The organism is Ensifer sp. ENS03 (assembly GCF_014852035.1).
Taxonomy (GTDB): domain Bacteria; phylum Pseudomonadota; class Alphaproteobacteria; order Rhizobiales; family Rhizobiaceae; genus Ensifer; species Ensifer adhaerens.
Map to the genome: position 1 here is coordinate 225,267 of NZ_JACVAV010000005.1, position 23,198 is coordinate 248,464.

Sequence of the window (23,198 nt, forward strand, 5' to 3'; positions counted from 1 at the left end):
GCGGCGCGATCGACAAGACGACTTTATGAGCGACACTGCACCCTATGTGCTGTTCCGGGACGACAGCGAAAGCCGCACCACGGTTTTCGCATCGCCTTCGCGCGTCATTACGGCCCGCACGAAGGCCGAATTTGTCCGCGGCCTTGCCGCGCTTGAACGCGCGCACAAATCAGGCAAATGGATTGCCGGCTTCATGTCCTATGAGGCCGGCCATCTCTTCGAGGAGAAGCTCGAAGGCTTTGCCGAGGAAAATCGCAAGACGCCGCTGATGTCATTCGGCATCTTCGATGCGCCGAGCGAGGATCATCCCCTCGCCGAGCCGCAGCGGCGAACCGAGAACGAACCCTTCTTGAGCGAACCGCGCGCCGGCTGGGATTTCGATACCTACCGCGAACGTTTCGACCGCCTGCACCTGCATCTGCGAAAGGGCGATTGTTACCAGGCAAACCTGACGATGCCGATCCATGCCCGCTGGTCCGGCGACCCGCGCGCAGCCTTCTGGTCGCTGATCGACCGACAGCCGGTCAAATACGGCGCGCTCGTCGCGCTCGACGGGCCAGTGCTCCTGTCGCGCTCGCCGGAGCTTTTCTTCCGTGTCGATGCGGACGGCTGGATCGAGACCCACCCGATGAAGGGCACGGCCAAGCGCGGCGCGTCGGCCGCGGAAGACGCCGTGATCATCGCCGCCATGCGCACCGACGAAAAGACCCAGGCCGAAAACCGAATGATCGTCGATCTCCTGCGCAATGACATCTCGCGCATCACCGAGGTCGGCACGCTTGATGTCCCCAAGCTCTTCGACATCGAGACCTACCCGACCGTGCACCAGATGGTGAGCCACGTCCGAGCAAAGCTCCTGCCCGAGATCAGCCTCAAGGATATTTTCACGGCGCTCTTCCCCTGCGGCTCGATCACCGGGGCGCCGAAGATGCGCGCCATGGAAATCCTGCACGACCTGGAAGACGGTCCCCGCGACGCCTATTGCGGCGCCATCGGTTTCATCGCCCCGAACGGCGTGATGCGGTTCAGCGTCGCGATCCGGACGATATCGCTCTTCGAAAATGGCGATGCCGTCTTTAATGTCGGCGGCGGTATCGTCTTCGACAGCACCGCCCAGTCCGAATACGAAGAGTGCCTCCTGAAGGCCCGCTTTGCCGTTGGCGACGACAGGATCGCGCTCGGCGAAGGCGATGTCGCGCCCGCCGATGACGCGGTCGTCCGATGACGGATTTCTCGTTGATCGAAACCCTGCGCTACGAGCCCGAAGCCGGTTTCATCCGCCTGCGTCTGCACCTCGCCCGGCTGGTCCGATCCGCCCGCCGTCTCGGCATTTCGGGCGCCGATGGCGCGCAGGCCGCGCTGCTTGCAGCGGTCAAGGCCGGCGATGGCGGCGCCGCGCTTCGCGTTCGCCTCGAGCTCTTCCCGGACGGCCATATCGAGGTGAAGACCGCCCCCTTCGCGCCGCTCCCCCAAGATACGGTCTGGCGGGTACGGGTTGCCAGCACCCGGCTCAAGTCGGGCGATCCGCTGCTGCGCTACAAGACCAGTCGCCGCGCCGCCTATGAGGCAGCCCGCGGCGAGTTCGGCCCGAGCGAGGCCGACGAAGTTCTGCTTCTGAACGAGAAGGATGAGGTCTGCGAAGGCACGATCACCTCCGTCTTCCTCGACGACGGCAGCCGCATCCTCAAGACGCCGCCGATCGCCTGCGGCCTGCTTGCCGGCGTGCTGCGTACCGAGCTCATCTGCCAGCGCCGCGCGCGAGTTGCGCGGCTTTCGCTTAACGACCTCGCCCGCGGCGACCTTTATCTCGGCAACTCGCTACGGGGCCTGATCCGGGTGAACCTCCTGGTCTGAGCCGGGAAGCGTGTGGCGCCTGACCTGGTCCCGTCCATCGCGCTTGGCGAGATAGAGCGCCTGATCGGCGCGTGCATAGAGGTCGCTGACCGTGTCCCCGTCGCGATACTCCGCAACCCCGACCGAACAGGTGTAGAAGAACTCCGGGATGTTCTCGAGCGGGCGGGAATTGCGCACCCGTTCGAGCAGACGATCGAGAATGCGGTGGCCCTCGCTGATGGTGGTATCAGGCAGGATGAGCATGAATTCCTCGCCGCCAATCCGGCCGAAGCAGTCCGAACGGCGCACGAACTCCTGCATCTGGCGCGCAAAGTCGAGTAAAACCTCGTCGCCGCGCTGGTGGCCGTGGCGGTCATTGATCGCCTTGAAGTAATCGATATCGATGATCGCGACACAGCCCCACATATGCGGGTTCTCGGCGCAGTTGGCGATGAACTCGGTGAGACGCCCCATCGTGTAGCGGCGGTTGGGCACGCTCGTCAGCTCGTCGACCTGGGCGGCCCGAAGCGCAAAGTCGCGGTCCTGGCGCAGTTCCCGTTCTTCGGCATGGATCGTCGTGACGTCGACGGCGATGCACAGCATGCAGCCATCCGCATCCACCGTCTCCGTCATCCACAGCCAGCGACCGTCGTGCAGGTCTGTTTCCATGGCGCGGAACGGCACCTTGCCGCGCCGGTGCAATGTCGAGGCGATCCAGGCATCGATGTCTTCCGACTTCAGGATGGTGCCCTGTCCGGCGGCATGGTTCCGACGCATGATCTCTTCCCAGGTCGGGCTCTCGTCCGGACCGACATGGTAGGCCGCGCGAAACGCCGGATTGGCGAAGCGCAGTCGATCGTGCTGATCATAAAGTGCGATCAGCACGGGTGTTTTACTCTGTAGGGCCGCAAGAGCCTTGAGATGACTACCGGTCACGGTCTGTCACGCCTCCGGGAACTAATCAATTATGGCGCGAAGCGGATGCTTCTACCGTAGCTATAGCACGAACCGCTTGTGACAAGCGTTTCACCGTGCGAAACGATAGGGAATATGGTTAAATCGCAACCTAGACCGGTCGCTCCGCATGAAGCATACGCCTTACGACGGTTCTTCAAAACCTTTCACCATCGGCCTTGCCCAGCTCGACCCCGATCGCTGGATTGAGCCGGACGACCAGCTGCAGCACTATCTCTCCGAAAAGAAGCTGCTGCTTGCGCAAGCGCGCGGTACCGTGTTTGCCGCAGCCGACGGTACGCAGGACGCCCAGCGCGAACTGCTCGGCATTCTGGTCGACTACCTGCCGGCCGCCTACCCAGAGATCTACCGCCGCGACGGCGACAGCATGATCGTCGGCGGCGAGCCCGTGCCACTCGACGGCGATGATCCACTGGCCGTTTCGGGATCGCTTGTCCAGGACGATCTCGCCATCATGCAAAAGACCGACGACGGCTGGCGTCTCAACGCTGCCTATGTCGCCTTTCCCTCGTCCTGGTCGCTCGCCGAAAAATACGGCCGCACCATGAACGAGATCCATGGCCCCGTCCCGGGTTTCGAGCATGGCACCCGCAATGCCGAACTGATTGCCCGCATGTTCGACAACCTGCCGCCGGGTCGCTTCGTCGAGCGCTTCAACTGGGCGGTCAATGTCGACGGCGCGCTGCACCTGCCGAAATCGAAATCCGAAGGCATCGCCGCCGGTGCGATCGAGATGACCGAGGAGCGGACCTTCATCCGCATCGAACGGCAGACGCTGCGCAAGCTGCCTGAGACCGGTGCGCTCGTCTTCACTATCCGCATCTATTCGGACCCGCTGACGATGCTGCGCAAGCGGCCGGATGCCGCAGCCCTGGCCGCGTCCTTCGTCGAGCAGCTGCGCGCCCTGACCTTGCCGCAGGCCGCCTACAAGGGGCTTGTCAGCAAGCGGGACGGGCTGATTGAAGCACTTCTCACGATCGCCGGTTAAGCACAGACGCAAATAGCGGTTGACCCGCCGGCTCTTTATTGTGACAGCAATCTATGCTCTACAGCGCCGCGTGCCCCACGGGCATCGCGGCCGTCGGCACATTCATACGAGCCAGAACAGCGGCCACAGCCGCTTCCTCATGCTTAGTCACCCACCGCCACAGGGAAAGTTTTCTCAGGAGTAAGACAAAAATGGCAGATACCACCTATCCGGTTTATGGCGAGATCACCGGTCCGATCGTGATGATCGGTTTCGGTTCGATCGGTCGCGGCACCTTGCCGCTGATCGAGCGCCACTTCAAATACGACAAGAACCGGTTGATCGTGGTCGAGCCCCGTGAGGATGCTGCCGACAACGAGATCTTCGAACGCCATGGCGTTCGTCACGTTCGCGCGCATGTGACCAAGGACAACTACAAGGAACTGCTGAAGCCGCTTCTGACCGAAGGCGAAGGCCAGGGCTTCTGCGTCAACCTGTCGGTCGACACCGGCTCGCTCGACCTGATGAAGATGTGCCGCAAGCTCGACGTGCTCTACGTCGACACGGTCGTCGAGCCGTGGCTCGGCTTCTACTTCGACGCCGAAATGGACAATTCCGAGCGCACCAACTATGCGCTGCGTGAAACCGTGCGCAAGGAAAAGGAAAAGAACCCGGGCGGCACGACCGCGGTTTCCACCTGCGGCGCCAACCCCGGCATGGTCTCCTGGTTCGTCAAGCAGGGCCTCCTCAACCTCGCCAACGACCTTGGCGTGAAGTTCGAAGAGCCGCATCAGGACGACCGCGAAGGCTGGGCCAAGCTGATGAAGAAGGTCGGCGTCAAGGGCGTGCACATCGCCGAGCGCGACACCCAGCGCACCAAGAACCCGAAGCCCTTCAACACCTTCTGGAACACCTGGTCGGTCGAAGGCTTCATCTCGGAAGGCCTGCAGCCGGCCGAACTCGGCTGGGGCACCCATGAAAACTGGATGCCGAAGAACGCCAAGAAGCACAAGAAGGGTTGCAAGGCAGCGATCTATCTGGAGCAGCCGGGCGCCAACACCCGCGTGCGCAGCTGGTGCCCGACCCCCGGCCCGCAGTATGGCTTCCTCGTGACCCACAACGAGGCGATCTCGATCGCCGACTTCTTCACGGTTCGCGACAAGGAAGGCGAAGTCACCTATCGCCCGACCTGCCACTACGCCTACCATCCGGCCAACGACGCCGTTCTGTCGCTGCACGAAATGTTCGGCAACGGCGGCAACGCCCAGCCGGTGCACCACGTCCTTGACGAAAAGGAACTGGTCGACGGCGTCGACGAACTCGGCGTGCTGCTCTACGGCCACGACAAGAACGCCTACTGGTTCGGCTCGCGCCTGTCGCTCGAAGAAACCCGCCGCATCGCGCCTTACCAGAACGCGACCGGTCTGCAGGTCACTTCGGCCGTTCTCGCCGGCATGGTCTGGGCTCTCGAGAACCCGAAGGCCGGCATCGTCGAAGCCGACGAGATGGACTACAAGCGTTGCCTCGAAGTCCAGCTGCCCTACCTCGGCCCGGTCGAAGGTCACTACACCGACTGGACCCCCCTCGACGGTCGCCCGGGCCTGTTCCCGGAAGACATCGACACCAAGGATCCGTGGCAGTTCAAGAACATCCTCGTTCGCTAAGCTGCTGAGACGTAAGCGCATCCGGCCCGGGACACGAACGTGCCCCGGGCCTTTTCATCTCTGGCGGAAAAGCCCGAGGCCGCGACCTGCCGCTCTTGCTTTCAACTCATGATCGCGGCATGGTCTGCCGGAATGAAACAATCCGCTCGACCCAAACGCGGGGGAAATCGCCTATGAAGCCATTCGCCGTTCTGACCCTAATCGCAACCGCGGCCGCGCTTGCCTCCTGCCAGTCGTCGCCACGGATCATCGATGAGGGTGGGCAGCCGGCACGCCAGGCTTCGGGCGTCGAGGGCTCCTGGGTAGACCCGAACGGTATCGTCTCGACATTTGCCGGCGGTACCTTCTCCACGCGCACGACCGACACCAACCAGTTGCTCGCCTCGGGCAACTACGTCAAGACGAGCCCGACGCTTGTCGAGATCAATATGACCTCGCTGGTGCGCAACACCCAGTCGAAGGTCGCTTGCGCTCTGGTCACGCAGAACCAGCTCAACTGCACCACCGACGCCGGGGCACAGTTCTCGCTCGCGCGTCGCGGCTAAAACAGAAAACACGAAATTGCAAAAGCCTCCGTCCGGAGGCTTTTTTCGTTTGCGGGCCACGACTTAACCTTAACGGTAAACCCGACAACCGGGGCATGGTTTTAGCGCTTGAAGTCGCCTTCAAGTGATGAAAACATCCGGCCCGGCAAAGCCACCCCGACCGTGGGGACCGGATCCGTTTCGGCGGACCGGATGCGGTCGGGCGACAACCGGCAAAACAGGAGAACATCATGATCAGACACGTGCGGACCGGCCTGATGACCGCGTCCATTCTTGCCCTCTCCTCGGGCGCAGCCTTCGCCGATTATGAATTGAACATCCTGCATATCAACGACCTCCATTCCCGCATCGAATCGATCAACAAGTTCGATTCCACCTGCTCGGCGGAAGAGGAGGGCAAGAACGAGTGCTTCGGCGGCGTCGCGCGCCTCAAGGCCTTGATCGACCAGAAGCGCCAGGACCTCTCCGGCAAGAACGTGCTGCTGCTCAACGCCGGCGACAACTTCCAGGGTTCGCTGTTCTTCACCACCTACAAGGGTCTCGCGGAAGCCGAATTCCTCAACCTGATGAAGTTCGACGCGATGACCGTCGGCAACCATGAGTTCGACGAGAGCGAGGACGGCCTTGCCGGCTTCCTCGACAAGATCGCCTTCCCGGTCGTCACCGCCAACGTGCTGCCGAGCCAGAAGTCGAAGATCGGCGACCGCATCAAGCCGTCGATCGTGCTCGACGTCGGTGGCCAGAAGGTCGGCATCGTCGGCGCGGTTGCCAACGACACGCCGGAACTCTCTTCCCCCGGCCCGGACATCCTGATCGGCGACGACGTCGCCACCACCACGGCAGCCGTCGAGGAGCTGAAGAAGCAGGGCGTCGACAAGATCATAGCGCTCACCCATGTCGGCTATCCGCGCGACCTCGCGGCCATCGCCAAGATCCCGGATGTCGACGTCGTCGTCGGCGGCCACTCGCACAGCCTGCTCTCCAACACCGATGCAAAAGCCGAGGGTCCTTACCCGACGATGGTCGACAACCCAGGCGGCTACAAGGTTCCGGTCGTCCAGGCCGGCTCCTACACCAAATATCTCGGCGATCTCGTCGTTACCTTCGACGACAAGGGCGTGGTCAAGGCCGCCAAGGGCGACCCGATCCTCGTCGACAGCTCGGTCAAGCCGGATGAGGCCGTGCTCGCCCGCGTCGCCGAACTCGGCAAGCCGATCGAAGAGCTGCGCTCGAAGATCATCGCCAAGACCGAGGCGCCGATCGACGGCTCGCGCGAGAATTGCCGCACCAAAGAGTGCGAAATGGGCAGCCTGCTCACCGACGCCATGCTCGACCGCGTCAAGGGCCAGGGTGTGACCATCGCCATCACCAACGGCGGCGGTCTGCGCGCCTCCATCGATGCCGGCGACGTTTCGATGGGCGAAGCCATTACGGTCCTTCCGTTCCAGAACACGGTTGCGACCTTCCAGATGAAGGGCGACGGCATTCGTGAAGCCCTGGAAAACGGTCTCAGCAAGCTTGAGGAAGGCGGCGGCCGTTTCCCGCAGGTGGCCGGCATGAAGTTCTCCTTCGACAAGTCGAAGCCGGTCGGCAGCCGCGTCGTCTCGGTCGAGGTGAAGGAAGGCGAGGCCTACGTCCCGCTCGATCCGGCCAAGACCTATTCGCTCGTCACCAACAACTACATGCGCAATGGCGGCGACGGCTACGACGTCTTCAAGGAGAAGGGTGAAAACGCCTACGACTACGGTCCGGGCCTCGAAACCGTGCTTGCCGACTACCTTGCCGCCCACCAGCCGTTCAAGCCCTATACCGACGGCCGCATCACCGAGGTCGCTTCGGCGGCCGGTGCGGCAACGGCCGAGCCGGCGGCGGACGCAAAGCCTGCTGCCGACGCCACGGCAGCCCAGCCGGCGGCAACGGCCGGCGGCACGGCGGCAGCGAGCGGCCCGCAGAAGCACGTGATCACCAAGGGCGACACGCTCTGGGATCTCGCCAAGGCCTTCTACGGCGAAGGCGCGCTCTGGAAGAAGATCTCCGACGCCAACGGCAAGCCGGCGCCGCGCCACCTGCATGTCGGCAAGGAACTGGAGATTCCCGCAAAGTAAGACAATTTGCCTCTACTTTCAGAGCCGGCGCGGCTTCCCCGCGCCGGCTTTTCTTTTTAGAAGGACTGGAAACCGAAGGAACGAAAGCGGCGTCCCGATACGGGGACCCGACGAGGATGAAGATGACCGATCAGCTTGCCGTGACCACCCCTGCCAGCCACCCGTCCGTCAAATCCGGAAAGGTCGGTATCCTGCTGGTCAATCTCGGCACGCCTGATGGCACCGACTACACCTCGATGCGCCGCTACCTGAAGGAGTTTCTGACCGACCGCCGGGTGATCGAGTGGTCGCGACTGTTCTGGTACCCGATCCTGTTCGGCATCGTGCTCAACACCCGCCCCGGCAAGGTCGGCAAGGCCTATGAGACGATCTGGAACAAGGACTTGAACGAAAGCTACCTCCGGACCTACACCCGCAACCAGTCCGAACTGATGGCGAAGTCCTTCGCCGACCAGCCTAACGTCATCGTCGACTGGGGCATGCGCTACGGCCAGCCGTCGATCGCCTCGCGCATGGACGCACTGCAGAAGGCCGGCTGTGAACGCATTCTCGTCTTCCCGCTCTATCCGCAATATGCCGCCGCCACCACCGCCACCGTTAATGACAAGGCCTTCGAGGCGCTTCTGAAGATGCGCTGGCAGCCGGCACTGCGCACCGTTCCGCCCTACCACGACGATCCCGTCTACATCGACGCTCTGGCAACCTCGATCGAGCGTCACCTGGCGACGCTCGACTGGGAGCCGGAGGTGGTTCTGACCTCCTTCCACGGCATTCCGAAGAGCTATTTCGACAAGGGCGATCCCTACTACTGCCAGTGCCAGAAGACCGCGCGGCTTTTGCGCGAAAAGCTCGGCTGGTCGAAGGAGAAGCTGCAGGTCACCTTTCAGTCGCGCTTCGGGCCTGAGGAATGGCTGCAGCCCTATACCGACAAGACGGTCGAAAAACTTGCGCAGGACGGTGTCAAGCGCATTGCCGTCCTCAACCCGGGCTTCGTCTCCGACTGTCTGGAAACGTTGGAAGAGATCGCAGAGCAGGCGGCCGAAAGCTTCCATCACAATGGCGGCGAGAAGTTCACCCACATCCCCTGTCTAAACGACAGCGCCGAAGGCATGGCCGTGCTCGAACACGTCGTGCGCCGGGAGCTTGCCGGCTGGCTTTAAGCGTCCCATCACCCCACTTGAACGGCGCGCTGGCCGCCAACTCAGGATGAAGGAGCCGCGCTCTTGCCCACCGGCGAGCGCGGCAATCTAACATTTTGAATTTACGCGCAATCCGCGGAAAACCGATTCCGAAGGGAAACGGAATACGCTAGACTGCAGCCACAGGTCGAGATTGCAATTTAAGGGGGTAAGTCTTGGGCGGAATGGATATCGTCGTCATTGGCTTCGTGGTGCTCATCATCCTGGTCCTCTTCATGGGGATCAAGACGGTGCCGCAGGGCTACCGCTATACGATCGAGCGCTTCGGTCGCTACACCAAAACGCTGGAGCCGGGCCTCAATCTGATCGTGCCGTTCATCGACCGCATCGGCGCCAAGATGAACGTGATGGAACAGGTGCTCGACGTTCCGACCCAGGAAGTCATCACCAAGGACAATGCCAGCGTTTCGGCCGATGCCGTCGCCTTCTATCAGATCCTGAATGCGGCGCAGGCCGCCTACCAGGTCGCGCATCTGGAAAACGCCATCCTCAACCTGACGATGACCAACATCCGCTCGGTCATGGGTTCGATGGACCTCGACGAACTGCTCTCCAACCGTGATACGATCAACGACAGGCTGCTGCACGTCGTCGACGAAGCTGCCAGCCCCTGGGGCATCAAGATCACCCGCATCGAGATCAAGGATATCGCCCCGCCGAAGGATCTCGTCGATGCCATGGCGCGCCAGATGAAGGCCGAGCGCGAGAAACGCGCGCAGGTGCTCGAAGCCGAAGGCGCCAGAAACGCCCAGATCCTGCGCGCCGAAGGCGCCAAGCAGTCGGCGATCCTGCAGGCCGAGGGCCAGCGCGAAGCGGCGTTTCGTGACGCCGAAGCGCGCGAGCGCCTGGCCGAGGCAGAGGCGAAGGCAACCAAGATGGTCTCCGAGGCCATTGCGGCCGGCGACGTGCAGGCGATCAACTACTTCGTCGCCCAGAAGTACACCGAAGCACTCGCCTCGATCGGCACCGCCAACAACCAGAAGATCGTGCTGATGCCGATGGAAGCTTCCGCGCTGATCGGTTCGCTCGGTGGCATCGGCGCCATCGCCAAGGAAGTCTTTGGCGACAGCCAGACGGCGCCAGCGACCCGCCCGCGCCAGTCGACGCCGCGGACCACGCCGGCTTTCCCGACCGATCCCGCGCAAGGGAAGTAGACGATGATCGAACGCGCCATTCAAGAACTCGGGCCCTGGAGCTGGTGGGTTCTGGGCTTCGTGCTTCTCGCCGCCGAGCTCGTCGCCCCCGGCGTGTTCCTGATCTGGATCGGTGTCGCCGCCTTGGCAGTCGGCATCCTCTCCCTCATGCTTTGGGAGGTCGGCTTCTGGACGTGGCAGGTCCAGCTCGTGCTGTTCGCGCTGCTCTCGGTGGCGGCCGTTCTCCTTGGCCGCCGCTTCGTTCTCTCCACATCCGAGACCACCGACGAGCCGCTTTTGAACCAGCGCGCCGAAAGCCTCGTCGGCCGCACCGCGGTGCTGGAAAAACCGATCGCCGAAGGCCGAGGGCGCATCCGGCTCGACGACACGTTCTGGGTCGTTGAGGGACCGGACCTGCCGGCCGGTACAAGGGTGCGCGTCGTTTCCACCCACGGCCGCAACCTGACCGTCGAAAGTGTAACCGCAAGCGGCTGATGCCACGACGTTTTTTCCGTTTGGAAACGATTGATTAACCACGTCGCTTTACGGTTGCGAAAGGATTGCAATCAGGCTCGTGGACAAACGGCATATGGTGCCAGGCTCATCTCGCTCGATCAAAGGAGGCGCGCGGCGTTCGACGTCGCTGGCGTTGCTGCTGGCCGGCACGGCGATGCTTGCCCCCGCATCCTTGAACGCCCAGACCGCCACGACCGCACCCGCCACCGCTCCGACGACGACCACCTATGGCGCGGGCACAGCGCCTTCAGCCGTTCCGGCCGCGACGCCCGCAATCACCGATCCGCAGACCACCGGCGCCGTCAGCGCTGACGACCTGACCCCGGCCTCTAACGAGGATTACCTTCGCCTGAACCAGCGCGAGCCGACGATCGACGGTCTGCGGTTGCGGACCGATAACCCCGAATACGATCGCGCCCCGGGCATCCGAATCGGCACCTTCACGCTGCGCCCCAGCGTCAGCGAGACCATCAACCACGAATGGCGCAAGGACGGCGACACCAAGACCAACCGCGGCTATCTCGAAACCGGAATCCGCGGCACCTTGACCTCGGACTGGTCGCGGCATCAGCTGACCGTCACCGGCGAAGGCGTGTTGCAGAACAACATCTCCGGCGAGGGCGAGGAAGAGCCCCGCGCCAATGTCGATGCGGAACTGCGGCTCGATCTCTGGGACGAAACGATCGCCCGTCTGCGCGCCGGCTACAGTTTCGAGCGCGAGGACGCCGACGACCCGAACGCGATCTCCAACGCCAAAAACCAGTCCGCGGTCAACACCTACCGCCTCGGCGCGGCCGTTGAGCGTGATTTCGGTCTGATCCGCGGCTCGGTCGGCATCGATTTCGACCGGCGCACCTATGGTGATGTCGAACTCGAAAACGGCACGAACCTTTCGGTCAAGTATCGAAACCGCAACACCGGTGTGCTCACGGCCCGCGTCGGCTACGAACTGTCGCCGGCATTGATCCCGTTCCTCGAAGCCTCCGTCGGCAAGTCGCTCTACGATCTGCGCGAAGATCCGCTCGGCTTCGAACGCTCCTATCAGACCTATGCCGCACGCGGCGGTATCGAGCTCGACCTCGGCGAGAAGCTCTATGGCGAGCTCGGCCTCGGCTACGAAACCTACAATTTCGAGGATGACCGGCTTGGCGAACTCCGCGGCCTGTCGGTCGATGGCCGCCTCAACTGGTCGCCGCAACGCGGCACCGACGTGCTCTTCGCCGTGTCGACCGACCTCAACCCGTCGACGACGCCCGGCGACGCTGGTTCGATCGATTACAACCTCACCAACATCATCACCCACCAGATGCGCTCGGATCTGGTCGCGCGGCTGACGAACAGCCTGACGCTGCGCAACTACCCCTCGAACGCCCGCTCGTCGGACGAGACCACCTGGCGCACCGGCGCCGGCCTCACCTACGACATCAACCGCTACCTGGCGCTGACGGGCGACGTCAGCTACGAGCGCACCACCCGCGATCAGGGCGACACCACCGACATCACCCGCGTCGGCGTCGGGTTGACGCTGCGCCGCTGAGGCAATCCCATCATCCAGATTAAAAAAGGCCGCGCCCGATGGACGCGGCCTTTCTTGCCTTCGAGAAGAGAAGGCCGATTACTTCAGGCTGCCGAGCAGGCTCTTCAGCGGGCCTTCGACGGTCGGACGGATATCGCCACGCTCGAGCGCGAAGGCGACGTTGGCCAGGATGAAGCCGTCCTTGGCGCCACAGTCGTAGGTATCGCCACGGAAGTGGTAAGCGGCGAACTGCTGGTTGTCGGAAAGCTTGAGCATGCCGTCGGTCAGCTGGATCTCGTTGCCGGCGCCGCGCTCCTGCTTTTCGAGAATCGGGAAGATCTCCGGCTGCAGGATGTAGCGGCCGTTGATGAAGAAGTTGGAGGGGGCAGTGCCCGGTGCTGGCTTCTCGACCATCTTGGTGATCTTGAAACCTTCGCCGACCTTGTCGCCGACGCCGACGATGCCGTATTTGTGCGCCTGGTCCGGCGCGCATTCCTCAACCGCGATGACGTTGCCGCCGCTCTGCTCATAGAGCTCCACCATGCCCTTCAGGCAGCCCTTCTCACCCTTCATGATCATGTCGGGCAGGAGCAGCGCGAAGGGCTCGTTGCCGACGAGTTCACGGGCGCACCAGACCGCGTGGCCAAGGCCGAGCGGCGCCTGCTGGCGGGTGAAGCTGGTGGTGCCAGCCTTCGGCAGGATGCCGTCGAGCAGCGCGATCTCGGCCTTCTTGTTGCGCTCGCGCAGCGTCTGGTCGAGCTCGACCTGAATGTCGAAATAGTCCTCGATGACAGCCTTGCTGCGGCCGGTCACGAAGATCAGATGCTCGATACCGGCTTCCAGCGCTTCGTCGACCACATATTGAATGACCGGCTTGTCCACCACCGTCAGCATTTCCTTCGGCACGGCCTTGGTCGCCGGCAGGAAACGGGTGCCCAGTCCTGCGACCGGGAACACGGCTTTGCGGACTTTACGCTTGTCGGTCATCGATACCTCCTTGAAAGGATTTCACTCATAACTCTTGCCGAATGGTCCTGGACGTCAATCCGTCCCGAACCATACAGCGCTCCGTAATGGAGCCGCAATCTCTATGCCGTCAGCTGAACACAGCATGAACCGACGAAACAAATGCATATGCGAACTCCACGACCAACGCTTGACATTTTCTGTGGCCGAAGACGCCACCACATTTTCATGGTAAAGGGTTTGTTGACCACGTTTCTGTAGATTCGTTGCAATCCGGCAATGCAACAAGCGCGGCCGGATCCGAAACAGGAGCCGCCGACGACTGCCCCCACCGTCCAGGCTGGCCCCAGACTGCCACCTTGCGGAGTGATTCGGGCCATGACGGCCGAAGCTCCGCAGAGAAACGGAACCGACAGCTGATGATCAGAAACCGCAGGACGTTTTTCCGTCATATCGCAGCCGCCCTCGTCCTATCCGCCGCCACGCTCGGCACCTCCCCCGCGCGCGCCGATACCGGGTTCCAGAACTGGATCAACGAGTTTTACGCGACCGCCGCCCAGGCCGGCATTACCAAGTCAACCTATCGGCAGGCCTTTGCCGGCGTGAAGTCGCCCGACCAGACGGTGATCGACAAGGCCAACTACCAGCCGGAGTTCAAGCACAAGATCTGGGAATATATCGATTCCCGCGTGAACCCCTACACCAAGCGCGTCGGCCAGGAGATGGCCACCAAGCACGCCCGCACGCTGAACGCGCTGGAGAAACACTTCGGCGTCGACAAGACCATCCTGCTGGCCATCTGGTCGATGGAGTCCAACTACGGCGCCGTGCTGGAGAAGGACGACCGCCTGCACTACGTGCCGCGCGCGCTCGCAACCCTTGCCTACGCGGATCCGAAGCGGTCGAACTATGCCAAGAAGCAACTGATCGCCGCGCTGAAAATCCTGCAGAAGGGCGATATCACCCCACGTGAGCTGACCGGCTCCTGGGCGGGCGCCATGGGCCACACCCAGTTCATCCCCACGAGCTACCTGCTCTATGCGGTCGACGCAGACGGAAACGGTCACCGCGACATCTGGAACTCGGTGCCAGACGCGCTGGCGACCGCCGCCAACCTTCTGAAGAAAAATGGCTGGCAGCCGGGCGAGACCTGGGGCTACGAAGTCGCCCCGCCGGCCAACGCCGCGAAGTATTCGGGCCAGACGAAGACGCTCAAGGAATGGGCGTCGCTCGGTTTTGCCCGGCCGAACGGCAAGGGCTTCCGCAACGGCAGCACGCGCGCCGAGCTCAAGCTGCCGAGCGGTGGCAACGGCCCCGGCTTCCTGATGACCAAGAACTTCTTCGTCATCAAGCGCTACAACGCTTCGGACAGCTACGCGCTCGGCGTCGGCCTGCTTGCCGACCAGATCGCCGGCTACCAGGGCATGCAGCAGCGCTGGCCGCGTCCGGACGGTTCACTTGACATCAGCGAGAAGTTCGAGCTGCAGAACCGGCTGAAGGAGCTTGGCTACTACAGTGGCGAAGTCGACGGCAACTTCGGCTCCGGCTCCAAGGCCGCGATCCAGGCGTTCCAGTCGAAGAACGGACTGGCGCCGGATGGTGAGCCCACGCAGATGCTGCTGCGGGCGCTCCGCAACTAAGCAGGTTCGAAACGGTTTCACGATCTGAGTATCCGTGAGATACAATAGGGCAAGCGCGCTGCACCCCCCCGTGCGGCGCGCTGAAACTTTGGCGCGGCAAGGCCGCCCGAATACGCGATGAACGGGGCAGAAAGCAGATGATCAGCAGGCGCCGCAGGCACGATAGCCGTACGCCGTTCGGGATTGCGACGATCTGTATTGCCCTTGTGGCGATGCTCACCGTCAGCCTTTTTGCAAGCTTTGCCGAGGCGCAGGAGCGCGTTCAACGCCGCACCTTGTTTCAGATGCTCTTCGGCGGCTTGACCCGCGAACGGCCGACCTACCAGGATCGCGACTATTATCCCGAACAGCCGCGCCCGAAGCGCCAGCGCCAGCCGCAGCAGCGGCAGAAGGGCCAGGGGCAGCAGAAGCAGAAGCCAAAGGTTGCCGACACCCCTGCCCCGGCGCCGGTAGTGGTGGAGAAGGCGCCGGATGCCAAGAAGGTGCTCGTCGTCGGCGACTTCATGGCCGGCAGCCTCGGCGACGGCCTGAAGACCGCCTTCGAGATGACGCCCGGCATCACCATCGAGACGCGGGCGAACGGTTCGTCCGGTCTCGTGCGCGAAGACTATTTCAATTGGCCGGGCACGCTGCCGGGCTATGTCGGCGACGTGAAGCCGTCGGTCATCATCATCAGCCTCGGCGCCAACGATCGCCAGCAGATGCAGATCGGCAGCACCAAGGAGAAGTTCCGCTCCGACCTCTGGACGGAAGAATATCGCAAGCGTGTCAACGCGCTGGCAGCCCTTGCGCGCAAGGAAAAGCTGCCGGTTCTCTGGGTCGGCATGCCGCCGTTCCAGTCGGCCGCGATGACCGCCGACATGGTCACCTTCAACGGCATCTATCGCGAGGAGATCGAGAAGGTCGGCGGACAGTTCGTCGACATCTGGGACGGCTTCGTCGATGAGGGCGGCAAGTTCGTTCTGACCGGCTCCGATATCAACGGCCAGCAGGTGCGCCTGCGCGGCGCCGACGGCGTCAACCTCACCAAGGCCGGCAAGCGCAAGCTTGCCTTCTACGTCGAAAAGGACATCCGGCGGCTGCTCGGCGATGCCGCCGCCACCGACAAGAACGTGCCGGGCGCCGACGAGCTCAAGGACCTGGTGGTGACCGCACCGCTCGGCAACGAGGATATCGTCAAGACCCAGCCGATCGGGCTGACCGATCCGGCGCTGGATGGCGCCGCGTCCCTGCTCGGCAGCGCCGCACCGGACAAGGGCAACGGCAAGAGCCCACGCGACCTGCTGGTTGGCAAGGGTGACGTCGCCGCCGCTCCGGCCGGCCGCGTCGATGACTTCCGCCTCTCGAAGCCAAACACGGTCATCAGCAACCCGGTGATCCGCAACTAGGCCGACGATCCCCATTCAGCCTTCTGGCCCTGCCACAAAAAAAGCCCCGCATCGCTGCGGGGCTTTTTTCATGCTTGGGAGTAATGCCTTAGCGCGGCAGCGTGGTCGAACCCATCAGCGCTTCGTCGATCGCACGTGCCGCCTGGCGGCCTTCGCGGATCGCCCAGACGACGAGCGACTGGCCGCGGCGCACGTCGCCGGCCGTCCAGAGCTTGTCGACCGAGGTCTTGTAGTCGCGCTCGTTGGCGACGACGTTGGTCGAGCCGCGGCGGTCGGTGTTGAGCGTCAGCTTGTCGCCGAGGTCCTTGATCACGCTGTTGGTGAAGGGACCGCTGAAACCGATGGCGATGAAGGCAAGATCCGCCTTGATGATGAACTCCGTGCCGGCGACCGGCTTGCGGCGATCATCCACCTGGCAGCACTTCACGCCGGTCAGGTTGCCGTCCTCGTCGCCGATGAACTCAAGGGTCGCCACCTGGAACTCGCGGATGGCGCCTTCGGCCTGGCTGGAAGAGGTGCGCATCTTCGTCGCCCAGAACGGCCAGACGGCGAGCTTGTCTTCCTTTTCCGGCGGCTGCGGGCGGATGTCGAGTTGGGTCACCTTGACGGCGCCTTGGCGGAAAGCGGTGCCGACACAGTCGGACGCGGTATCACCACCACCGACGACGACGATATGCTTGCCGCCGGCAAGGATCGGCTGCGACGGCCAGCCGACGCTGTCGATGTTCTCGCGGCCGACGCGGCGGTTCTGCTGGACGAGATAGGGCATCGCGTCATGCACGCCGGCGAACTGGACGCCGGGGATGCCCGCGTCGCGCGGGGTCTCGGAGCCACCGCAGTAGAGCACGGCGTCATGCTCGTCGAGCAGGCGCTGCATCGGAACGTCGACGCCGACATTGATGCCGCAGTGGAAAGTGACGCCTTCGCCGCGCATCTGGTCGACGCGGCGATCGATGAAGTTCTTCTCCATCTTGAAGTCCGGAATGCCGTAGCGCAGCAGGCCGCCGGGCTTGGTTTCGCGCTCGTAGACGTGCACCTCGTGGCCGGCGCGGGCAAGCTGCTGGGCCGCGGCCATGCCGGCAGGTCCCGAGCCGATGATCGCGACCTTCTTGCCGGTCTTGGTGACGGCCGGCTGCGGCACGATATAGCCCATTTCATAGGCCTTGTCGGCGATCGCCTGTTCGACGGTCTTGATCGCGACCGGGGTGTCTTCGAGGTTCAGCGTGCAGGCTTCCTCGCACGGCGCCGGGCAGACGCGGCCGGTGAATTCCGGGAAGTTGTTGGTCGAATGCAGGTTGCGGATCGCCTCGTCCCAGTTGCCGTTGTAGACGAGATCGTTCCAGTCCGGGATCTGGTTGTGCACCGGGCAGCCGGTCGGGCCGTGGCAATAGGGGATGCCACAGTCCATGCAGCGAGCAGCCTGCTTCTGCACTTCCGGTTCTGACATCGGAATGGTGAATTCGCGAAAATGGCGGATGCGGTCGGACGCCGGCTGGTACTTTGCCACTTGCCGGTCGATCTCGAGAAATCCAGTTACCTTACCCATCGTTTCATCCTGAAAGCTGTGCGTCTGAACAGGCGCTTTTTGCGAGCGCGCGTGAGGGGCCCCCGAACCGATCTGTGATGAACCGGGAGCCTTGGTCACCGGGGCCTCCTATTCGGCCGCCTCTGCCATTTTCATGCGTTCCATATCCTCGAGCGCACGGCGGTACTCGACCGGCATGACCTTGCGGAATTTCGGCCGATAATCCGTCCAGTGATCGAGGATCTCCTTCGCCCGGGGCGAACCCGTGTGGTGAAGGTGGTTGGAGATGAGCTGATAAAGCCGCTCCTCGTCGTGGCGCGTCATGTCGCCCGACACGTCGACCATGCCCTTGTGCATGATGTCGCCGCCGTGGTGGTGCAGCTTCTCCAGCATGTCGTCCTCTTCCGGAACCGGTTGCAGCTCGACCATCGCCATGTTGCAGCGACGGGCGAAATCGCCTTCCTCGTCGAGCACATAGGCGACACCGCCCGACATGCCGGCCGCAAAGTTGCGGCCCGTTCCGCCGAGCACGACGACGACGCCGCCGGTCATGTATTCGCAGCCGTGGTCACCCACGCCCTCGACGACCGCGACCGCGCCGGAGTTGCGCACGGCGAAACGTTCGCCGGCAACGCCGTTGAAGTAGCACTCGCCCGAGATCGCGCCGTAAAGCACGGTGTTGCCGACGATGATCGATTCTTGCGGAACGATCGTCGCATTTTCCGGCGGCCGGACGATGATGCGACCGCCCGAAAGACCCTTGCCGACATAGTCGTTACCGTCACCCACGAGATCGAAGGTGATGCCGCGTGCGAGGAACGCGCCGAAGGACTGGCCAGCCGTGCCCTTGAGGGTCACGTGGATGGTGTCGTCCTTCAGGCCCTTGTGGCCCCAGCGCTTGGCAAGAGCACCGGCAAGCATCGCGCCGGCCGAACGGTCGACGTTCTTGATCTCGGCTTCGATCTTGACCGGAGCCTTGGTTTCGAGCGCGACCGCCGCTTCCTTGATCAGCTTGCGATCGAGAACATCGTCGATCGGGTGCTGCTGGCGCGTGGTCCAGTAGGTCTCTTCCTTCTTGGCTTCCACCTTGTGGAAGATCTTCGAGAAGTCGAGGCCGTTGGCCTTCCAGTGCGCGAGCGCACCGTCCTTTTCGAGCAGTTCCGAAGCGCCGACGATGTCGTTGAGCTTCCTGACGCCGAGCGACGCCAGGATCTCGCGCACTTCTTCGGCCACGAAGAAGAAGTAGTTGATGACGTGCTCGGCCGTGCCCTTGAAGCGCTTGCGCAGCACCGGATCCTGGGTCGCAACGCCGACGGGACAGGTGTTGAGGTGGCACTTGCGCATCATGATGCAGCCGGCGGCGATCAGCGGTGCGGTGGCGAAGCCGAATTCGTCGGCACCGAGCAGCGCGCCGATGATGACGTCGCGGCCGGTCTTCAGACCACCATCGACCTGAAGGGCGACGCGCGAACGCAGGCCGTTCAGCACCAGCGTCTGCTGGGTCTCGGCCAGACCGATTTCCCAGGGGCTGCCGGCGTGCTTCAGCGAGGTGAGTGGCGAAGCGCCGGTACCGCCGTCGAAGCCGGCGACAGTGATATGGTCGGCACGCGCCTTGGCAACGCCGGCGGCAACCGTGCCGACGCCGACTTCCGAGACGAGTTTGACCGAAACGTCGGCTTCCGGATTGACGTTCTTCAGATCGTAGATCAGCTGCGCCAGGTCTTCGATCGAGTAGATGTCATGGTGCGGCGGCGGCGAAATCAGGCCGACGCCCGGGGTCGAATGCCTGGTCTTGGCAACCGTCGCATCGACCTTGTGGCCGGGCAGCTGCCCGCCTTCACCAGGCTTGGCCCCTTGCGCCACCTTGATCTGCAGCATGTCGGCATTGACCAGATACTCGGTGGTCACGCCGAAGCGGCCGGACGCGATCTGCTTGATCGCCGAACGTTCCGGGTTCATCGAACCATCGGGCAGCGGCAGGTAGCGGTCGCTTTCCTCGCCCCCTTCGCCGGTGTTCGACTTGCCGCCGATCCGGTTCATGGCAATCGCCAGCGTCGTATGTGCCTCGCGGCTGATCGAGCCGAAGGACATGGCCCCGGTCGAGAAGCGCTTGACGATATCGACGGCCGGTTCGACCTCGTCGACCGAGATCGGCTTGCGGCCAAGGGCCTCGGCGCTCTTGATCGTGAACAGGCCACGGATGGTGTTCATGCGCAGCGCCGAGTTGTTCACCATCTCGGCGAACTCGCGGTAGCGGTCCTCTGCGTTGCCACGAACTGCGTGCTGCAGCGAGGCGATTGCGTCGGGCGTCCAGGCATGGCTTTCGCCGCGCATGCGGAAGGCATATTCGCCACCGATATCGAGCGAGTTGGCGAGAACCGGGTCGGCGCCGAAGGCCGCCTTGTGGCGGGCGACGGTTTCGGCGGCGATCTCTTCGAGGCCGATGCCTTCGATCGTCGTCGCCGTGCCGAAGAAGAACTGGTCGACAAGCTTCGACGACAGGCCGACGGCGTCGAAGATCTGCGCGCCACAATAGGACTGGTAGGTCGAGATGCCCATCTTGGACATGACCTTGAGGATGCCCTTACCGACGGCCTTGATGTAGCGGTAGACCACTTCGCTGCCGTCGACTTCCTTGGGGAACTCGCCACGCTTGTGCATGTCGGTGAGCGTATCGAAGGCGAGATAGGGGTTGATCGCCTCGGCGCCGTAGCCGGCGAGCAGGCAGAACTGATGCACTTCGCGCGGTTCGCCGGATTCAAGCACGATGCCGACCGACGTGCGCAGACCTTTGCGGATCAGGTGGTGGTGCACGGCGGCGGTCGCGAGCAGCGCCGGGATCGCCACGCGGTCCGGTCCGACCTGGCGGTCGGAGAGCACGATGATGTTGTAGCCGCCCTTCACCGCCGCCTCGGCACGCTCGCAGAGCCGGTCGAGCATTTCCGGCATGCCTTCGGCGCCGCGCGAAATGTCATAGGTAAAGTCGAGCGTCTTGGTGTCGAAACGATCCTCGGTGTGACCGATCGAGCGGATCTTTTCGAGATCGCCGTTGGTCAGGATCGGCTGGCGCACCTCGAGCCGCTTGGCATGCGCCATGCCCTCGTGGTCGAGGATGTTCGGACGCGGACCGATGAAAGAGACGAGGCTCATCACCAGCTCCTCGCGGATCGGGTCGATCGGCGGGTTGGTGACCTGCGCAAAGTTCTGCTTGAAATAGGTGTAAAGCAGCTTGCGCTTGTCCGACATCGCCGAGATCGGCGTGTCGGTGCCCATCGAGCCGATCGCTTCCTGGCCGGTCGTCGCCATCGGCGACATCAGGATCTTGGTGTCTTCGAGCGTGTAGCCAAAGGCCTGCTGGCGATCGATCAGGGAAACGTCACGGCGGAGCGCACGCGGCTCCACCGGCTTCAGCTCCTCGAGGATCAGCTGGGTGTCTTCGAGCCACTTGCTGTAGGGGTGCTTTTGCGCGAGCGAGGACTTCACCTCCTCGTCGGAGATGATGCGGCCCTGTTCCATATCGATGAGCAGCATCTTGCCCGGCTGCAGGCGCCACTTCTTGACGATCTTGTCTTCGTCGACCGGCAGCACGCCGGCTTCCGACGCGAGGATGACGCGGTCGTCCGAGGTGACGATGTAGCGGGCCGGACGCAAACCGTTGCGGTCGAGCGTCGCACCGACCTGGCGACCGTCGGTAAAGGCGACAGCTGCCGGACCGTCCCACGGCTCCATCAGCGCTGCGTGGTATTCGTAGAACGCCTTTCGCTCAGGCGACATCAACTGGTTGCCGGCCCACGCCTCGGGGATCAGCATCATGACGGCGTGCGACAGCGAATAGCCCCCCTGCACCAGGAACTCGAGTGCGTTGTCGAAGCAGGCGGTGTCCGACTGGCCTTCATAGGAGATCGGCCAGAGCTTGGAGATGTCGTCGCCGAAGAGCGGCGAGGAAACCGACGCCTGGCGCGCCGCCATCCAGTTGACGTTGCCGCGTAGCGTGTTGATTTCGCCGTTGTGGGCGACCATGCGGTAGGGATGCGCGAGCTTCCACGACGGGAAGGTGTTGGTCGAGAAGCGCTGGTGAACGAGCGCCACCGCACTTTCGAACCGCGGGTCGGACAGATCCTTGTAATAGGCGCCGACCTGGTAAGCGAGGAACATGCCCTTGTAGACGATCGTCGAGGACGACAGCGACACGGGGTAGAAGTTGCTCTCCTCGCCCTTGTATTCGTCATAGATGCGGTTGGAGATCACCTTGCGCAGCGTGAAGAGACGGCGCTCGAACTCCGGGTTCGTAGCGGCGTCACGGCCGGCACCGATGAAGATCTGGACATGGCGCGGCTCGGTCGCGGCGATTTCCGGCGCCTTCGACAGCGACGCGTTGTCGACGGGCACGTCGCGGTAGCCGATGAGCACCTGGCCCTCTTCGGTGACGACGTCCTTGATCACCTGCTTGAAGTGTTCGACGAGCGCATCGTCCTGCGGCATGAAGATGTGACCGACGGCATATTCGCCCGCCTTCGGCAGGGTGATGCCCTGCTTGGCCATCTCCTCGCGGAAGAAACGGTCGGGAATTTGCACGAGGATGCCCGCGCCATCTCCCATCAGCGGGTCGGCGCCGACGGCACCACGGTGCGTCAGGTTTTCAAGCATGAAGAGACCGTCGCGCACGATCTGGTGCGACTTCTGACCCTTCATATGGGCGACGAAGCCGACACCGCAGGCGTCATGTTCGTTGCGCGGATCGTAGAGCCCCTGTTTTCGCGGCAGGCCAGTCGGGAATGCGGGCGTTTTTTCAGCCGTCGCAACGCTGTGTGCGAGGTTGAGCCCAGATTGCTGTGATGGCGAATGATCCGTCATCGTTTTCCCTCCTGTTGAACCCGGCACCGCCGGGCATGGCACCGCCCGCGCATGACTCTTCGTTGCGTGCAAAGACACGCCGAAAAGCCGGGGCACTCATCGTCTCATGATCCTGATCAGGTCGCAAATAAGCACGGCATCATCAGGCACTGATGTCTGCGACCATCCTGACGGCAGGCGATAACAACCGGATGAAATCCGGCCAATCCTCCCGCTTCCCACGCCGGATGCCACTTTTTTAGGCACTCACGGCGATTGTTCCGGTCCCTAGACCGAAATAGGACAGCAAACCTGTCCTATTTCATGTGCTCTATGCCAGAAACGACCCCCCTCTGCAAGAGGCATATCAGCAAATAATGGAGAAGATTTTGC

The 23,198-nt window shown here is 63.1% G+C and carries 16 protein-coding genes; 12 read left to right on the forward strand and 4 right to left on the reverse strand.

Features of this window, described 5'->3' with window-relative positions; translation table 11 throughout:
* The first annotated feature begins 25 nt into the window (after nt 1-25).
* Nucleotides 26-1,225 (forward strand): aminodeoxychorismate synthase component I, encoded by a 1,200-nt coding sequence (locus IB263_RS19550; RefSeq protein ID WP_113504256.1) that lies wholly within the window; start codon nt 26-28, stop codon nt 1,223-1,225.
* The gene (locus IB263_RS19555; protein ID WP_113504255.1) at nt 1,222-1,854 is read left to right on the forward strand and encodes an aminotransferase class IV family protein; all 633 of its coding nucleotides are present in this window, start codon (nt 1,222-1,224) and stop codon (nt 1,852-1,854) included. Before IB263_RS19550 ends, IB263_RS19555 begins: the two co-directional genes overlap by 4 nt.
* Here the strand turns inward: IB263_RS19555 and IB263_RS19560 are convergent.
* Nucleotides 1,819-2,769, reverse strand: coding sequence for a sensor domain-containing diguanylate cyclase (locus IB263_RS19560; RefSeq protein WP_034806098.1), 951 nt, complete (start codon nt 2,767-2,769; stop codon nt 1,819-1,821). The two genes, IB263_RS19555 and IB263_RS19560, sit on opposite strands and share 36 nt — an antisense overlap.
* 148 nt (nt 2,770-2,917) lie before the next feature.
* Here IB263_RS19560 and IB263_RS19565 point away from each other — a divergent pair, with 148 nt between their 5' ends.
* From IB263_RS19565 to IB263_RS19600, 8 genes are all read left to right on the forward strand, one after another.
* A complete protein-coding gene (locus IB263_RS19565; RefSeq protein WP_034806095.1) occupies nt 2,918-3,796 on the forward strand; it encodes a DUF3445 domain-containing protein in 879 nt (292 codons plus the stop codon).
* Between the two features lie 191 nt (nt 3,797-3,987).
* Nucleotides 3,988-5,439 (forward strand): homospermidine synthase, encoded by a 1,452-nt coding sequence (locus tag IB263_RS19570; RefSeq protein WP_034806092.1) that lies wholly within the window; start codon nt 3,988-3,990, stop codon nt 5,437-5,439.
* Nucleotides 5,440-5,612: 173 nt separating this feature from the next.
* On the forward strand, nt 5,613-5,984 hold the full coding sequence (gene omp10, locus IB263_RS19575) for an outer membrane lipoprotein Omp10 (RefSeq protein ID WP_034806089.1): 372 nt from the start codon (nt 5,613-5,615) through the stop codon (nt 5,982-5,984).
* A gap of 230 nt (nt 5,985-6,214) precedes the next feature.
* Nucleotides 6,215-8,089, forward strand: coding sequence for a bifunctional UDP-sugar hydrolase/5'-nucleotidase (locus IB263_RS19580; RefSeq protein WP_034806086.1), 1,875 nt, complete (start codon nt 6,215-6,217; stop codon nt 8,087-8,089).
* A gap of 122 nt (nt 8,090-8,211) precedes the next feature.
* Nucleotides 8,212-9,249, forward strand: coding sequence for a ferrochelatase (gene hemH, locus IB263_RS19585; RefSeq protein ID WP_192438887.1), 1,038 nt, complete (start codon nt 8,212-8,214; stop codon nt 9,247-9,249).
* A 194-nt stretch (nt 9,250-9,443) separates the two neighbouring features.
* On the forward strand, nt 9,444-10,442 hold the full coding sequence (locus IB263_RS19590; protein WP_089044972.1) for an SPFH domain-containing protein: 999 nt from the start codon (nt 9,444-9,446) through the stop codon (nt 10,440-10,442).
* Between the two features lie 3 nt (nt 10,443-10,445).
* Complete coding sequence (locus IB263_RS19595; protein WP_060581306.1) at nt 10,446-10,916, forward strand: NfeD family protein; 471 nt, start codon at nt 10,446-10,448, stop codon at nt 10,914-10,916.
* Nucleotides 10,917-11,010: 94 nt separating this feature from the next.
* Entirely contained in the window at nt 11,011-12,474 is a 1,464-nt protein-coding gene (locus tag IB263_RS19600; protein ID WP_060581305.1) for an outer membrane beta-barrel protein, read from the forward strand.
* Between the two features lie 78 nt (nt 12,475-12,552).
* Here the strand turns inward: IB263_RS19600 and galU are convergent, their stop codons facing one another.
* The gene (galU, locus tag IB263_RS19605; protein WP_034786782.1) at nt 12,553-13,440 is read right to left on the reverse strand and encodes a UTP--glucose-1-phosphate uridylyltransferase GalU; all 888 of its coding nucleotides are present in this window, start codon (nt 13,438-13,440) and stop codon (nt 12,553-12,555) included.
* A gap of 398 nt (nt 13,441-13,838) precedes the next feature.
* On the opposite strand from galU, the gene IB263_RS19610 reads away from it, so the two are divergent.
* Both IB263_RS19610 and IB263_RS19615 read left to right on the forward strand, forming a co-directional pair.
* Nucleotides 13,839-15,059: a lytic murein transglycosylase gene (locus IB263_RS19610; RefSeq protein ID WP_113553330.1), complete on the forward strand. Its 1,221-nt coding sequence runs from the start codon at nt 13,839-13,841 to the stop codon at nt 15,057-15,059.
* 137 nt (nt 15,060-15,196) lie between these two features.
* The gene (locus IB263_RS19615; protein ID WP_089044969.1) at nt 15,197-16,447 is read left to right on the forward strand and encodes a DUF459 domain-containing protein; all 1,251 of its coding nucleotides are present in this window, start codon (nt 15,197-15,199) and stop codon (nt 16,445-16,447) included.
* Nucleotides 16,448-16,535: 88 nt separating this feature from the next.
* On the opposite strand, the gene IB263_RS19620 is transcribed toward IB263_RS19615, so the two are convergent.
* Both IB263_RS19620 and gltB read right to left on the reverse strand, forming a co-directional pair.
* Nucleotides 16,536-17,993, reverse strand: coding sequence for a glutamate synthase subunit beta (locus IB263_RS19620; RefSeq protein ID WP_034786787.1), 1,458 nt, complete (start codon nt 17,991-17,993; stop codon nt 16,536-16,538).
* 108 nt (nt 17,994-18,101) lie between these two features.
* Entirely contained in the window at nt 18,102-22,826 is a 4,725-nt protein-coding gene (gene gltB / locus IB263_RS19625) for a glutamate synthase large subunit (protein ID WP_060581302.1), read from the reverse strand.
* Nucleotides 22,827-23,198: the final 372 nt, after the last annotated feature.